This is a genomic window from Streptomyces sp. NPDC047880, from assembly GCF_040706515.1.
Classification (GTDB): domain Bacteria; phylum Actinomycetota; class Actinomycetes; order Streptomycetales; family Streptomycetaceae; genus Streptomyces.
Window position 1 is genome coordinate 157,733 of sequence record NZ_JBEZOK010000001.1, and the last position, 14,525, is coordinate 172,257.

Annotated in this window: 13 protein-coding genes; 9 read left to right on the forward strand and 4 right to left on the reverse strand. The window is 69.9% G+C overall.

What is annotated here, in order from left to right:
* Nucleotides 1–70 precede the first annotated feature (70 nt).
* The 7 genes from AB0937_RS00805 to AB0937_RS00835 all read left to right on the forward strand — a co-directional run bounded on the left by AB0937_RS00805 (nt 71) and on the right by AB0937_RS00835 (nt 7,986).
* Nucleotides 71–1,090, forward strand: coding sequence for an undecaprenyl/decaprenyl-phosphate alpha-N-acetylglucosaminyl 1-phosphate transferase (locus AB0937_RS00805; protein ID WP_366708803.1), 1,020 nt, complete (start codon nt 71–73; stop codon nt 1,088–1,090).
* Between the two features lie 94 nt (nt 1,091–1,184).
* Nucleotides 1,185–3,041: a molecular chaperone DnaK gene (dnaK, locus tag AB0937_RS00810; protein ID WP_366708804.1), complete on the forward strand. Its 1,857-nt coding sequence runs from the start codon at nt 1,185–1,187 to the stop codon at nt 3,039–3,041.
* Entirely contained in the window at nt 3,038–3,694 is a 657-nt protein-coding gene (grpE, locus tag AB0937_RS00815; protein ID WP_366708805.1) for a nucleotide exchange factor GrpE, read from the forward strand. Before dnaK ends, grpE begins: the two co-directional genes overlap by 4 nt.
* Nucleotides 3,695–3,727: 33 nt before the next feature.
* Nucleotides 3,728–4,912 (forward strand): molecular chaperone DnaJ, encoded by a 1,185-nt coding sequence (dnaJ, locus tag AB0937_RS00820; protein ID WP_366708806.1) that lies wholly within the window; start codon nt 3,728–3,730, stop codon nt 4,910–4,912.
* A 5-nt stretch (nt 4,913–4,917) separates the two neighbouring features.
* Nucleotides 4,918–5,370 carry a helix-turn-helix domain-containing protein gene (locus AB0937_RS00825; RefSeq protein WP_142166878.1) on the forward strand — a complete coding sequence of 151 codons (453 nt, stop codon included), beginning with the start codon at nt 4,918–4,920 and terminating at the stop codon, nt 5,368–5,370.
* A 283-nt stretch (nt 5,371–5,653) separates the two neighbouring features.
* Nucleotides 5,654–6,763, forward strand: a complete 1,110-nt coding sequence (locus AB0937_RS00830) for a substrate-binding domain-containing protein (RefSeq protein ID WP_366708807.1) — start codon at nt 5,654–5,656, stop codon at nt 6,761–6,763.
* A gap of 170 nt (nt 6,764–6,933) precedes the next feature.
* Complete coding sequence (locus tag AB0937_RS00835; protein ID WP_366709322.1) at nt 6,934–7,986, forward strand: helix-turn-helix transcriptional regulator; 1,053 nt, start codon at nt 6,934–6,936, stop codon at nt 7,984–7,986.
* Here AB0937_RS00835 and AB0937_RS00840 read toward each other — a convergent pair.
* The gene (locus AB0937_RS00840; RefSeq protein WP_366708808.1) at nt 7,949–8,935 is read right to left on the reverse strand and encodes a helix-turn-helix transcriptional regulator; all 987 of its coding nucleotides are present in this window, start codon (nt 8,933–8,935) and stop codon (nt 7,949–7,951) included. The two genes, AB0937_RS00835 and AB0937_RS00840, sit on opposite strands and share 38 nt — an antisense overlap.
* Complete coding sequence (locus AB0937_RS00845; RefSeq protein WP_366708809.1) at nt 8,932–9,963, reverse strand: helix-turn-helix transcriptional regulator; 1,032 nt, start codon at nt 9,961–9,963, stop codon at nt 8,932–8,934. Before AB0937_RS00845 ends, AB0937_RS00840 begins: the two co-directional genes overlap by 4 nt.
* A 304-nt stretch (nt 9,964–10,267) precedes the next feature.
* Here AB0937_RS00845 and AB0937_RS00850 point away from each other — a divergent pair, with 304 nt between their 5' ends.
* Nucleotides 10,268–10,603: a hypothetical protein gene (locus AB0937_RS00850; protein WP_352114048.1), complete on the forward strand. Its 336-nt coding sequence runs from the start codon at nt 10,268–10,270 to the stop codon at nt 10,601–10,603.
* 158 nt (nt 10,604–10,761) lie between these two features.
* Here AB0937_RS00850 and AB0937_RS00855 read toward each other — a convergent pair whose 3' ends face one another.
* A complete protein-coding gene (locus AB0937_RS00855; protein WP_366708810.1) occupies nt 10,762–11,187 on the reverse strand; it encodes a TIGR03618 family F420-dependent PPOX class oxidoreductase in 426 nt (141 codons plus the stop codon).
* Nucleotides 11,188–11,289: 102 nt separating this feature from the next.
* Between AB0937_RS00855 and clpB the strand changes: the two genes are divergently transcribed.
* Nucleotides 11,290–13,911 carry an ATP-dependent chaperone ClpB gene (clpB, locus tag AB0937_RS00860; RefSeq protein ID WP_366708811.1) on the forward strand — a complete coding sequence of 874 codons (2,622 nt, stop codon included), beginning with the start codon at nt 11,290–11,292 and terminating at the stop codon, nt 13,909–13,911.
* 12 nt (nt 13,912–13,923) lie between these two features.
* Here the strand turns inward: clpB and AB0937_RS00865 are convergent, their stop codons facing one another.
* Complete coding sequence (locus tag AB0937_RS00865; RefSeq protein ID WP_366708812.1) at nt 13,924–14,412, reverse strand: hypothetical protein; 489 nt, start codon at nt 14,410–14,412, stop codon at nt 13,924–13,926.
* Nucleotides 14,413–14,525: the final 113 nt, after the last annotated feature.

Genomic DNA, 14,525 nt, shown 5'->3' on the forward strand with positions numbered 1-14,525 from the left:
CGTGCATCCCGACGCACATCCCCTCGTGTTATTCGTACCGAAATGTCATATTCCCGCCTAACTTATATCCGTGCTCTATGGGATCACCGCCGCCGCCACCGCCCTTCTCCTCACCGCCCTGCTCGCGGCCGTACTGCGGGCCCCCGCTCTGCGGCTGCGGCTGGTCGAGCGGCGCCGGCAGCGGGACGTGCCGTTGTCCGGGGGTGTGGCCGTCGTGCTCGTCACGGGGCTGGTCGGGGGAGGTGGGCAGTGGCTGGGGCTCGTGCCGCCCGGTGACGGGACGCTCGGGGTGCTGGTCGCCGCGTGCGCCGTCGCCCTGCTCGGACTCGCCGGTGACGTCTGGCGGCTGCGGCGCAAGGTGCTGGCCGCCGGTACGGGCGTGGCGGCCGCGTGTGTCGTGCCGTTCGGGGAGACGGGGGTGGGGACCGGGCTGCTGGCCGTCGGGTGGGTCGTGGCGGTGGTGGCCGGGTTCCGGGGGCTCGATCACGCCGACGGGCTGGCGGGTACGGTCGGGGTCGTCACCGCCTTCGGGGTGGCGGCCTGTGCGGCCGTCGCGATGATGGACGGGTTCGCGGGGCTGATGAGCGTGCTGGCCGCCGCGCTGACCGGCCTGCTCCTTCACAACTGGCATCCCGCGCGCGTGGCACTGGGCGGCTGCGGGTCCATGGCCGCGGGGTTCGTGATCGCCGTGGGTGCCGTGTACGCCCGGGCCGGGTTCGCGGTGGGGGAGAGCGCGGGGGTCCTGTTCGGGCTGACCGCCGTGGTGGCCGCGGACGCCGTGCTCGTGCTCGTGACGCGGAAGTCGGCGGGGCGGGGGCTCGCGCGCGGCGGGCCGGATCATCTCGCGCACCGGCTGCGGCGGCTCGGCCTGACCACGCCGGCGGCGTGTCTGCTGCTGGGGGCCGGGGCGTTGCCGGGGATCCTCGTCGGGGTACTCGCGCATGCCGGCCGGATCGGGGCCGGTGCCCTGTGGTGGGTGGCCGGAGGGGTCCTCGTCGTCGTGCTCGCCCTCTCCCGTGTCCCTGCGTACGGCCCCCGACGCAGCGTATCTGCGCAGGTCAGCGCTTCGTTGCGTGTAAGGAGCGGATAAGAGTTGAGCCCACCCGGCTCAGGTCTGTTGACCGGTGGGGAGCCGTCGTGCACACTTGAGTCCGTTCCACTCAAGTCAGCTGGAGGAATCAACCATGGCACGTGCGGTCGGCATCGACCTGGGCACGACTAACTCCGTCGTCAGCGTTCTGGAGGGCGGCGAGCCCACCGTCATCACCAACGCCGAGGGCGCCAGGACCACGCCGTCCGTCGTCGCCTTCGCCAAGAACGGTGAGGTGCTCGTCGGAGAGGTGGCCAAGCGCCAGGCGGTCACGAACGTGGACCGGACCATCCGCTCCGTGAAGCGTCACATGGGCACCGATTGGAAGATCGAGCTCGACGGGAAGCCCTTCAACCCGCAGCAGATCAGCGCCTTCGTGCTCCAGAAGCTGAAGCGGGACGCCGAGGCCTACCTGGGCGAGAAGGTGACCGACGCGGTCATCACCGTCCCGGCGTACTTCAACGACTCCGAGCGTCAGGCCACGAAGGAGGCCGGCGAGATCGCCGGTCTGAACGTGCTGCGTATCGTCAACGAGCCGACCGCGGCCGCCCTGGCGTACGGCCTCGACAAGGACGACCAGACCATCCTGGTCTTCGACCTCGGTGGCGGTACGTTCGACGTCTCGCTGCTGGAGATCGGCGACGGTGTCGTCGAGGTGAAGGCCACCAACGGTGACAACCACCTCGGTGGTGACGACTGGGACCAGCGCATCGTCGACTACCTGGTCCAGCAGTTCCAGTCCGGCCACGGCGTGGACCTGGGCAAGGACAAGATGGCCCTGCAGCGTCTGCGCGAGGCCGCCGAGAAGGCGAAGATCGAGCTGTCCTCGTCCACCGAGACCTCGATCAACCTGCCCTACATCACCGCCTCCGCCGAGGGCCCCCTGCACCTCGACGAGAAGCTCACCCGCGCCCAGTTCCAGCAGCTGACCGCGGACCTCCTGGAGCGCTGCAAGACGCCGTTCCACAACGTCATCAAGGACGCCGGCATCTCCATCAGCGAGATCGACCACGTCGTCCTGGTCGGCGGCTCCACCCGTATGCCCGCCGTCGCCGAGCTCGTCAAGGAGCTGACCGGCGGCAAGGACGCCAACAAGGGCGTCAACCCGGACGAGGTCGTCGCCATCGGCGCCGCCCTGCAGGCCGGTGTCCTCAAGGGCGAGGTCAAGGACGTCCTGCTCCTCGACGTCACCCCGCTGTCCCTCGGCATCGAGACCAAGGGCGGCATCATGACCAAGCTCATCGAGCGCAACACCACGATCCCGACCAAGCGGTCCGAGATCTTCACCACGGCCGAGGACAACCAGCCGTCCGTGCAGATCCAGGTCTACCAGGGCGAGCGCGAGATCGCGGCGTACAACAAGAAGCTCGGGATGTTCGAGCTGACCGGTCTGCCGCCGGCGCCCCGCGGCGTCCCGCAGATCGAGGTCTCCTTCGACATCGACGCCAACGGCATCATGCACGTGACCGCGAAGGACCTGGGCACGGGCAAGGAGCAGAAGATGACCGTCACCGGCGGCTCCTCGCTGCCGAAGGACGAGGTCGACCGCATGCGCCAGGAGGCCGAGCAGTACGCGGAGGAGGACCACAAGCGCCGCGAGGCCGCCGAGTCCCGCAACCAGGGCGAGCAGCTCGTCTACCAGACCGAGAAGTTCCTCAAGGACAACGAGGACAAGGTCCCGGGCGAGATCAAGACCGAGGTCGAGGAAGCCGTCGCCGAGCTGAAGGAGAAGCTCAAGGGCGAGGACTCCGCCGAGATCCGCACCGCCACCGAGAAGGTCGCGGCCGTCTCCCAGAAGCTCGGCCAGGCCATGTACGCGGACGCCAATGCGGCCCAGGCCGCCGGTGGTCCCGCGGGTGACGCCGGTGCCGCCGGTGGTGCCAAGGCCGCTGACGACGACGTCGTCGACGCCGAGATCGTCGACGAGGACCGGAAGGACGGTGCCGCGTGACGGAGGAGACCCCGGGCTTCGACGAGCAGCAGCCCGACGTCCCTTCCGGCGCCACCTCCGACGACGCCGAGCCGAAGGCCGCCTCCCCCTCCGCGGAGGAGGGGGCGGCCCCGGCCGGGGACACGGGCCAGGACGTGGCCCTGGTGGCCCAGCTGGATCAGGCCCGCTCCGCGCTCAGCGAGCGCACGGCGGACCTCCAGCGCCTCCAGGCCGAGTTCCAGAACTACCGCCGCCGGGTCGAGCGCGACCGGATCGCGGTCAAGGAGATCGCCATCGCGAACCTCCTGACCGAGCTCCTGCCCGTGCTCGACGACATCGGCCGCGCACGTGAACACGGCGAACTGGTCGGCGGCTTCAAGTCCGTCGCCGAGTCGCTGGAGAGCACCGCGGCGAAGATGGGCCTGCAGCAGTTCGGCAAGGAGGGCGAGCCCTTCGACCCGACGATCCACGAAGCCCTGATGCACAGCTACGCACCCGACGTCACCGAGACGACGTGCGTGGCGATTCTGCAGCCCGGGTACCGGATCGGCGAGCGCACCATCCGCCCCGCCCGCGTGGCGGTGGCCGAACCCCAGCCGGGGGCGCAGACGGTCAAGGCGGACGAGTCCGCCGACGCCGACGACAAGGAGAGCGGTGGCCCGGACGAGGGCTGACGTCACAGACGAAGGGAAGGAGGGGCGTCGAGGATGAGCACCAAGGACTTCATCGAGAAGGACTACTACAAGGTCCTCGGCGTCCCCAAGGACGCCACCGAGGCCGAGATCAAGAAGGCGTACCGGAAGCTCGCCCGCGAGAACCACCCGGACGCCAACAAGGGAAACGTCAAGGCGGAGGAGCGCTTCAAGGAGATCTCCGAGGCCAACGACGTCCTCGGCGATCCCAAGAAGCGCAAGGAGTACGACGACGCGCGCGCCCTGTTCGGCAACGGCGGCTTCCGCCCGGGGCCGGGCGGTGCGGGCGGCTCCTTCAACTTCGACCTGGGCGACCTCTTCGGAGGCGGCGCCCAGGGCGGCCAGGGGGCCGGCGGCTTCGGCGGCGGGCTCGGTGACGTTTTCGGGGGCCTGTTCAACCGCGGTGGCGCGGGCGGTCCGGGGACGCGTACGCACCCCCGGCGCGGCCAGGACATCGAGTCCGAGGTGACGCTCAGCTTCACCGAGGCGATCGAGGGCGCGACCGTCCCGCTGCGGATGTCCTCGCAGTCGCCCTGCAAGGCCTGTTCGGGCACCGGCGACAAGAACGGCACACCGCGGGTGTGCCCGACCTGCGTCGGCACCGGGCAGGTCGCCCGGGGCAGCGGCGGCGGTTTCTCCCTGACCGACCCCTGCCCGGACTGCAAGGGCCGCGGCCTGATCGCGGAGAACGCCTGCGAGGTCTGCAAGGGCAGCGGCCGGGCCAAGTCCTCGCGGACCATGCAGGTGCGCATCCCCGCGGGCGTCAACGACGGCCAGCGGATCCGGCTGCGCGGCAAGGGAGCACCGGGCGAGCGCGGCGGGCCGGCGGGCGACCTCTACGTGGTCGTGCACGTCGACTCCCACGCGGTGTTCGGCCGCAAGGAGGACAACCTCACGGTCACCGTCCCGGTGACCTTCGCCGAGGCGGCCCTCGGCGGTGAGGTGCGGGTGCCCACCCTGGGCGGCCCGCCCGTCACCCTGAAGCTGCCGCCGGGCACGCCCAACGGGCGCACCATGCGCGCCCGGGGCAAGGGCGCGGTCCGCAAGGACGGCACCCGCGGCGACCTCCTGGTCACCGTGGAGGTGAGTGTTCCGAAGGACCTGTCGGGGAAGGCTCGTGACGCACTCGAGGCGTACCGCGAGGCGACCGCGGGTGAGGATCCGCGGGCGGATCTGTTCCAGGCCGCGAAGGGAGCATGAGGCAGATGGACGGTCGGCGGCGCAATCCGTACGAACTGACCGAGGAAACCCCGGTCTACGTCATCTCGGTCGCGGCACAGCTGTCCGGCCTGCACCCGCAGACGCTGCGCCAGTACGACCGCCTGGGCCTGGTCTCCCCCGACCGCACCCCCGGCCGGGGCCGCCGCTACTCGGCCCGCGACATCGAACTGCTCCGCACGGTGCAGCAGTTGTCGCAGGACGAGGGCATCAACCTGGCTGGAATCAAGCGCATCATCGAACTGGAGAACCAGGTCGCCGCGCTCCAGGCCCGGGTCGCCGAGATGCAGGACGCGCTCGACGGCGCGGCCGCGGCCATGCGGCAGCGCGAGGCGGCGGTGCACGCGTCGTACCGCCGCGACCTGGTGCCGTACCAGGAGGTGCAGCAGACCAGCGCGCTGGTGGTGTGGCGGCCGAAGCGGCAGCAGCAGTCCGACTGACCCACGCGCCCGCGTGACAGCGTGTGAAAAGGGGCCGGGAGCCAACTCCCGGCCCCTTTCGCACGCCTTGACCCGATTTCGCCAGGTCTCCTGCCAATGATTGACCGGTGCAGAGCACTTGAAGGCGGTTCCGCACCGTCTTCACAACCACTGCGGAGCGTGGTGTTGTCATCTCGTTAAGTGGTTCCGCTTGACGCTGGGGGGCGCCTCCGCGTTGGCTTTTCAGTCACATGGGCCGTAAAGCTGTGCCCACGTCCGAATCACACGCGAAGTGAGCTCCCCCATGCGTCGTCGTATCTCCATATCCGTGGCCGCGGCCACGATGTCCGTCACGCTCGCCGGCTGCGGCGTGCTCAACGCGGCGGGGAGCAGTGACGACGCGAGCCCGGCCAAGGGCAACGACATCACCGTGGGGCTGCTGCTGCCCGAGACGGCGAACACGCGGTACGAGAACTTCGACTACCCGATCATCAAGACCAAGGTCGAGTCGCTCACCAACGACAAGGGCCGCGTCGAGTACGCTAACGCCGAGGCGAGCGCGGACAAGCAGGCGAGCCAGCTGCAGCAGATGATCGACGACCGGGTCGACGTGATCCTGCTGGACGCGGTCGACTCGAAGGCCATCGCGAGCGGAGTGAAGAAGGCGAAGGAGGCCGGCATCCCGGTCATCGCCTACGACCGGCTGGCCGAGGGCCCGATCGACGCGTACATCTCCTTCGACAACGAGCTGGTCGGCGAGGTCCAGGGCCGCACCCTGCTGGAGGCCATCGGCGAGAAGGCGAGCCTCTCCGACAAGATCGTCATGATGAACGGCTCGCCGACGGACCCGAACGCCAAGCAGTTCAAGGCGGGCGCGATGTCCGAGCTGAACGGCAAGGTGACGATCGCCGACTCCTTCGACACCGAGGACTGGAAGCCGGAGAACGCCCAGGCCAACATGGCCGACGCGATCCAGAAGATCGGCAAGGGCAACATCGCGGCGGTGTACTCCGCCAACGACGGCATGGCCGGCGGCATCGTCAAGGCGCTGCAGGCCGCGGGTGTGACCGAGATGCCGCCGATCACCGGCCAGGACGCGGAGCTGCCCGCGGTGCAGCGGATCATCGCCGGCCAGCAGTACATGAGCGTGTACAAGTCGTACCCGCAGGAGGCGGAGAACGCCGCGGAGATGGCCGTCGCCAAGGTCCAGGGCCGCGACATCCAGTTCGCCGCCCTCGCCCGCGACAAGGTCGACAGCCCCACCGACAAGGGCATCCCGGCGCAGCTCGTGCCCGTGGTCGCGCTCACCAAGGAGAACATCAAGGACACGGTGGTCGCGGACGACATCTACAAGCTGTCGGACATCTGCACGGCCGAGTACAAGGCGGCGTGCCGGGCCATCGGCCTGAAGTAGCCACACCACGAGCCGGGTTCACCACCCCCGGCCTCTGCCGCGACCATGCCTGCACCGGTGCGTACCGGTGGTTTCCGGTGGTCGTCGCGCGGGGAGCCGTGTTGCAGAGCACGTCGGGTCCGCGCATAGTTGCGCTGCGGAAGACGGCGGAACCGGGGGTGGGATGGGCGATGGCCGGGCACGGGGCGGATGAGCATCCCCACGGTGCCGACCGGCTGTGCGACGCCGGGGATCGCGTGTATTCCCGGGCCGTACGGCGCGGCCGGGTGCCGCGCCGGGACGCGGAACCGGTGCCCTGCCTGCTGGAACTCGCCCTGCTGCACCCCGACCCCGACGACATGGACTGGCTGGTGCCGACCTCCCCGCAGGAGGTCATGACCCGGCTGCTGCGCGGGATGTACGACGAGGTCAGCGCGAGTCAGCGGCGGATGGGCTCGGCTGTCGCGGCCGTCGAGTGGTACGCGGGACTGGGCAGCCTGGTGCGGCCGGCCGAGTCGGCGGCGTCGGCGGCGGAGGGCCCGGCCATCCGGGTCCTGGACGGACTCGCCCGCATCCAGGCGGCGATGGACGAGGCCACCCAGGCGTGCACGTCCGAGGTGCTCACGGTCCAGCCGGGCGGCATCCGCCGCGAGGCGGAATTGTCCGAGGGGCTGCACCGGGCGATGTCCCTGCGCGGCCGCGGGGTGCGGATGCGGGACCTGTACACCCATGTCGCCCGGCACGGACAGGGGCTGCTGACCTATCTGGAGCTGATGGGCGACGCGGTGGAGGCGCGCACGCTGGACGAGGTGATCGACCGGCTGATCCTCTTCGACCGGACGGTGGCGTTCATCCCCGCCAACACCGACCGCACGATGGCCCTGGAGCTACGGCACCCGGCGATCGTCGAGTACCTCGTCACGGTCTTCGAACGGCTGTGGCGTCTGGCCATCCCGCTCACGGCCCCGCTCCCCGACACGGGCATCGAGGGCATCTCCCACCGGGAGCAGTCGATCGCGGCGCTGCTGGCGGAGGGGCATCAGGACGCCGTCATCGCGGAACGGCTGGGCATCAGCGTCCGGACGTGCCGGGCGCACATCGCGCGCCTGTCGGAGACGCTGGGCGCGGCGAGCCGTACGCAGTTGGGCGTCCGCATCGCCCAGGCGGGCCTCGACGGCCCGCCCCCCTCGGCGGCCACCCCGTCCCTCAGCGTCCCCGATCAAGGATCCCGGACCGCCCGATGAGGTACCCGAGCTGCGCCCTGCTCTGACTGCCCAGCGTCGCCGCGAGTTTGGCGATGTGCACGCGCGCGGTACGGATGTTCATCCCCAGCCGGTCGGCGATGACGGCGTCGGTGTGGCCTTCGACGAGGAGGGCGGCTATGGCGTGCTGGCGGGGGGTGATGCCGTTGTGGGAGGGCTGGGGGGTGGCTTCGGGGAAGACCGGTGTGGCGAGGCGCCAGAGGCGGTCGAAGGTGGTGGCCATGTACTCGATGATGGCCGGGTGGCGGATCTCGAGCGCCACGCCGTTGCCGTCGGCGGGGATGAAGGCGACGTCCCGATCGACGATGATGAGCCGGTCGGTGATCTCGTCCAGAGCCCGCGCCTCGACGTCTCCCGAGAGCCGTTCGTGGTAGGCGACGGTCGTGGGGGAGTGCCGGAGGGTGTGCGGGTAGAGGGTGCGGATGCGGCCACCGCGGTCCAGGAGCGCCTGGTCGCGGCGGATGGCGACGGCGTAGGCCGCCGCGACCTGTTCCCGTGGAAGGCCGGTGCGCGGCTGGATGGTGAGCAGTTCCTGTGACGCGTTCGCCAAGGCCTCCGTGAGGGCCTGATTGATCCGGCCCTTTCCGTCGAGGAGCCGGAGGGCCGGGTTGGCCTCCGCGACCGCGCGGTGCCCTTCGAGGTCCATGAGCGGTTCGAACGCGGCGGTCAGCCGTTCCTCCCGTCGGCGTTCCTGCGCGATCCGTTCGCCGGAGGTCCGCAGCAGCCGGTGCAGGGCGACGGCGGGGGCGACGGGCTCCAGACGACGCAGGTCGTCGACTGCGGGACGCAGGAGGCCGAAGTCCACCAGACACGGCGCGGCTCGGGCTGCTTCAGCGGCCACATGCCCTTCGCGCAGGGCCAGTTCGTACAGTCCGGCCCCGCCGGGGCACAGTTCCTCCGCGCCGTGCTCTGGGTGTAAGACCGACGTCACTCCGGGCTTCCTCCCGTTCCGTCGTCCTGTTTCAGCATCCCGGACCGCGCGATGAGGTAACCGAGTTGCGCTCGGCTTCCGCTGCCCAGGGCCGACGCCAGCTTGGCGATATGGGCCCGGCAGGTGCGCACGTTCATGCCGAGGCGGCGGGCGATGGCCTCGTCCACGTGGCCCTCCACCAGGAGCTTGGCTATGGAGTGCTGGATCTCGGTGATGCCGTCGGACGCCACCTCGTAGGGCGCGCCGGTGCTCATCGGAACCGCGCGGTCCCACAGGTACTCGAACACCTTGATCAGGTAACGGACGAGCCCCGGATGACGCAGCTCCAGGGCGACCTGCTGGTCGTCGCGCGCAGGGATGAACGCGACGGTCTCGTCGCAGATGATCAAGCGCTCGACCAATTCGTCGATGGTGCGGTACTCGACCTTCCCGTCGGAGAGCCGGGCAACGTATGCCAGCTTCTCCGGGTTGTAGCGGGCGGTGTGCTGGTACAGGCTCCGGACCTTCACACCGCGATCGATGAGGGGCTTGTCCCGTTCCAGACTTCGCAGCAGGCTCCGTTCGGAGACACGGTCACTGGGCTGCACCGTCAGAAGTTCCGTCCGGCACTGGGTGGTGGCCAGGTTGAGGGCGGCGTTGATGCGTTCGCCGCCCTCCAGCACGGTGATGGAGTCGCTTGTGGTCGTCGACTGCAGACCCATGGCCATGAACGGCTCGAAGGTGTCCGCGAGTTGCACGGAGAGGCGCCTGCGCTCGGTGATTTCCCGCTCGAGCGGATGCAGATGCTGTGCCAGCGCGACCGCCGGAGGCACGGGGCGCAACCAGTCCTGATCGTCGGGATCGGGGTGGAGCAGAGCGAGTTCGATGAGGCAGGGAGCGGACTCCGCGTCGGTGCGCGTGACCCGTCCAGCCCGAAGAGCTGTGGTATAGAGGCGACTTCCTGCCTCGCACAGCTCGGTAATCGGGTGGGTATGCGCACCCTTAGTCCGATTAGAGCCCAAATCTCCACCCCCCAGGGTCCTGAACATGCAGGAACATGATGCATCGATTGTGTGGCCATGACGTGCCCGAATGAGCCATCGTCGTACTCGACGGGGGAAAAGGGGACCTTCAAGTGAGGACGAAGCCGACTATGCGTAACAAAATGCTTCGCTCGGTGCTTGTCGCCGCCTTCTCCGCTGTTGTAGCCCTCGGTGCACTGAGTGGCTTCTCCGATGAGGGGCGCGAGGCCCGGGCGAACACGCAGTGGCCGGCAGCAGCTGTGAGCGTCGCAGCAGCTACTGACAACACTCAGTGGCCGAGCCCTGGAGTCGACGGGGCGGGGAGCTGACCGTGACCACTCCACCCGACGACCGCTCCTTCCGCCGTGAAATGGCCACCGCCTACCGCTCCGGCTGGCACTTCATCGACCTGGTCACCGCCATCCCCCACAGTGGTGACTCGTTGATGGTGACGGTTTTCGGAGAGCCGGTGGTCGTCACGCGGGACGACGACGAGGACGTGCGGGCTTACCGGTGTCTGCGGCGGCCTCGGGGGGCGCCGCAGCCTGTCCGGTGTGCCGTACGGTACGGAATGATCTTTGTGAACCTGGACCAACGGGACCATCAGCAGGTGGAGGTCGACTCCCCTGTCCCGAGGACCATCTCTGCCACCCCCCGCAGTGCCTGACGCGATTCCCCCGTCGTAAAAGATCGCTCAGGTGCTTCCCCCCGCAGCGGCGTCACCGTGACCTGAACACGGTGACGCCGCTGCAGTTTTCGGGGACATTTCCGGGTATCGGTCCCATCCGGCGATGGCCGGATCCAGTCGATCACCGGTGTGGATTTTCACTTCTGTCCACCACGCCCCATCGCCCGCGTCAGATGGATCTCGATCACCACGCGTGAAGGATTCGGTGACGGGGTCCTGCCGTAGCGCTCCGCGTACCGCCGCTCCGCTTCGGCCACCCGGTCCGGCTCCTCGTGGACGAAGGCCCGGCCCTCCAGCGTCGCCCAGCGGCGGCCCTCCAGCTGGCAGACGGCGACGGCCGCCCCCTGCTCCCCGGCGGCCCGCACGTACCGCACCTTCGCGCTGCCCCGGTTGGTGATCACCCGAGCCAGACGGGCCTCGGGATCGTATGTGACCCCGACGGGTACCAGGTGCGGAGTGCCGTCCGGGCGGGGAGTCGTCAGGGTGCACAGGTGCCGCTCCCGCCAGAAGCCGAGAAACGACGGGTCCGGAGCGCCGGGGTCCACGGAGTACTTGGTCGCCATGCCCGGAACTTAGACCCCCGAGCCTCCACGAACCGTCCTTGAGTGCACTAGACTCAACTTTGTGCAAGCCGTTCGGGTCAGTGCAAGGAGGAGAACGCGAACGTGGACGCCGAGCTGACCAACCGGAGCCGGGACGCGATCAACGCTGCCAGCAACCGGGCCGTGACCGAGGGGCACCCCGACCTCACCCCTGCCCACCTGCTGCTCGCGCTGCTCCAGGGACAGGACAACGAGAACATCACCGACCTGCTCGCCGCGGTCGACGCCGACCAGGCCGCCGTGCGCGCCGGCGCCGAGCGCGTGCTCGCCGGGCTGCCGAGCGTGACCGGGTCGACCGTCGCGCCGCCCCAGCCCAACCGCGAGATGCTGGCCGTCGTCGCCGACGCCCAGGCCCGCGCCAAGGACCTGGGCGACGAGTACCTCTCCACCGAGCACCTCCTCATCGCCCTCGCCGCGAAGGGCGGCGCGGCCGGCGAGGTGCTGTCCCAGCAGGGGGCCGACGCCAGGAAGCTCCAAGCCGCTTTCCAGAAGACACGAGGGCAACGACGCGTGACCACGGCCGACCCCGAAGGGCAGTACAAGGCGCTGGAGAAGTTCGGGACCGACTTCACCGCCGCCGCGCGGGAAGGACGGCTCGACCCCGTCATCGGGCGGGACCAGGAGATCCGGCGGGTCGTGCAGGTGCTGTCCCGGCGGACCAAGAACAACCCCGTCCTCATCGGCGAGCCCGGCGTCGGAAAGACCGCCGTCGTCGAGGGGCTCGCCCAGCGGATCGTCAAGGGCGACGTGCCCGAGTCGCTGAAGGACAAGCGGCTCGTCGCGCTCGACCTGGGCGCCATGGTCGCGGGTGCCAAGTACCGGGGTGAGTTCGAGGAGCGCCTGAAGACCGTCCTGGCCGAGATCAAGGACTCCGACGGGCAGATCATCACCTTCATCGACGAGCTGCACACCGTCGTCGGGGCCGGCGCGGGCGGCGACTCCGCCATGGACGCCGGCAACATGCTGAAGCCCATGCTGGCCCGCGGCGAGCTGCGCATGGTCGGTGCCACGACCCTCGACGAGTACCGCGAGCGCATCGAGAAGGACCCCGCCCTGGAGCGCCGCTTCCAGCAGGTGCTGGTCGCCGAGCCGTCCGTCGAGGACTCCATCGCGATCCTGCGCGGACTCAAGGGCCGCTACGAGGCCCACCACAAGGTGCAGATCGCCGACAGCGCGCTGGTCGCCGCCGCCTCGCTCTCCGACCGGTACATCACCTCCCGCTTCCTGCCCGACAAGGCCATCGACCTCGTCGACGAGGCCGCCTCCCGCCTGCGCATGGAGATCGACTCCTCGCCCGTCGAGATCGACGAACTCCAGCGCGCCGTCGACCGGCTGAAGATGGAGGAGCTGGCGATCGGCAAGGAGACCGACGCCGCCTCCCGCGAGCGGCTGGAGAAGCTGCGCCGCGACCTCGCCGACAAGGAGGAGGAGTTGCGCGGCCTCACCGCCCGCTGGGAGAAGGAGAAGCAGTCCCTCAACCGCGTCGGTGAACTGAAGGAACGCCTCGACGAGGTGCGCGGCCAGGCCGAACGCGCCCAGCGCGACGGCGACTTCGACACCGCCTCCAAGCTGCTCTACGGCGAGATCCCGGCCCTGGAGAAGGAGTTGGAGGCCGCCTCCGAGGCCGAGGAGGCGTTGACATCTTCCGCCTCCGGCGGGGGCGCCAAGGACACCATGGTCAAGGAGGAGGTCGGCGCCGACGACATCGCCGACGTCGTCGCCTCCTGGACCGGCATCCCGGCCGGGCGCCTGCTGGAGGGTGAGACGCAGAAGCTGCTGCGCATGGAGGACGAGCTGGGCAAGCGGCTCATCGGCCAGACCGAGGCCGTGCGGGCGGTGTCCGACGCCGTACGCCGCAGCCGCGCCGGCATCGCCGACCCCGACCGGCCCACCGGGTCCTTCCTCTTCCTCGGCCCGACCGGCGTCGGCAAGACCGAACTGGCCAAGGCGCTCGCCGACTTCCTCTTCGACGACGAGCGGGCGATGGTCCGCATCGACATGTCGGAGTACAGCGAGAAGCACAGCGTGGCCCGCCTGGTCGGCGCCCCGCCCGGGTACGTCGGCTACGAGGAGGGCGGCCAGCTCACCGAGGCCGTGCGCCGCCGTCCGTACTCCGTCGTCCTGCTGGACGAGGTGGAGAAGGCCCACCCGGAGGTCTTCGACATCCTGCTCCAGGTGCTGGACGACGGGCGTCTGACGGACGGCCAGGGCCGTACGGTCGACTTCCGCAACACCATCCTCGTGCTGACGTCGAACCTCGGCAGCCAGTTCCTCGTCGACCCGGTCACCAGCGAGCAGGAGAAGAAGGAGCAGGTGCTGGAGGTGGTGCGCAGCTCCTTCAAGCCGGAGTTCCTCAACCGCCTCGACGACCTGGTCGTCTTCTCGGCGCTGACCAAGCCCGAGCTGGAGCGCATCGCCAAGCTCCAGCTGGACCGCCTGGCCAAGCGGCTCGCCGAGCGGCGGCTCACCCTGGACATCACGCCGGATGCCCTGGCGTGGCTCGCGGAGGAGGGCATGGACCCGGCGTACGGCGCGCGGCCGCTGCGGCGGCTCGTCCAGTCGGCCATCGGCGACCGGCTCGCCAAGGAGATCCTGTCCGGAGAGATCAAGGACGGCGACACGGTCCGGGTGGACCGCTTCGAGGACGGGCTCCTGGTGGGCCCGGCCACGGGCAAGACGCTGTAGGACCGTCGCCGGTCACATCGTGAACGCCGAGAAGCGCACCCGTGCCGTCTCGGCGTTCTCGTACTCCACCCTCACCTGCACCACGTGCGCCTCCGCCGTGCCGGGGAGGCCGTCCTCGTGGGTCACGTCGAGGCAGAGCGCCCCGCAGACACCGCCGCCGGTGCGGGGCTCCGGAGCGTTGGGGTACGTCTCGCGCAGCCAGTCGCGGACGTCCTCGCGGGGCATCCGCAGCACCGCCGAGTACGACGTGTCGATGCCCCGCTGCACGGTGCAGTCGTGCGCGCGGGCGTTCGCGGGGCGCTCGGCGGCGCCGAAGGCCAGGGCCTCGGTGCAGGGGACCGACGCCGCCGCCCCCGCCCGGCCGTCGCCGCCGGTCCCGTCGTCGTCCGACCAGGCCCACAGGAACAGGCCGATGATCAGGACGCCGAGCACCACCACCGGCAGCGCCAGGAACGGCAGGACGATGCCCCACCGGGTATGCCCTCTGTCCGCTTCCCGCATGTGCACAGCCCTCTCCGTCGGCTGCTCAGGAGGACGGTTGTGGGCACCCGGAGGTTGCGGCTGACCGGATCGTGTCAGCCGTGGGCTGACAGGGCCTGTCGGGGCTTGCCACC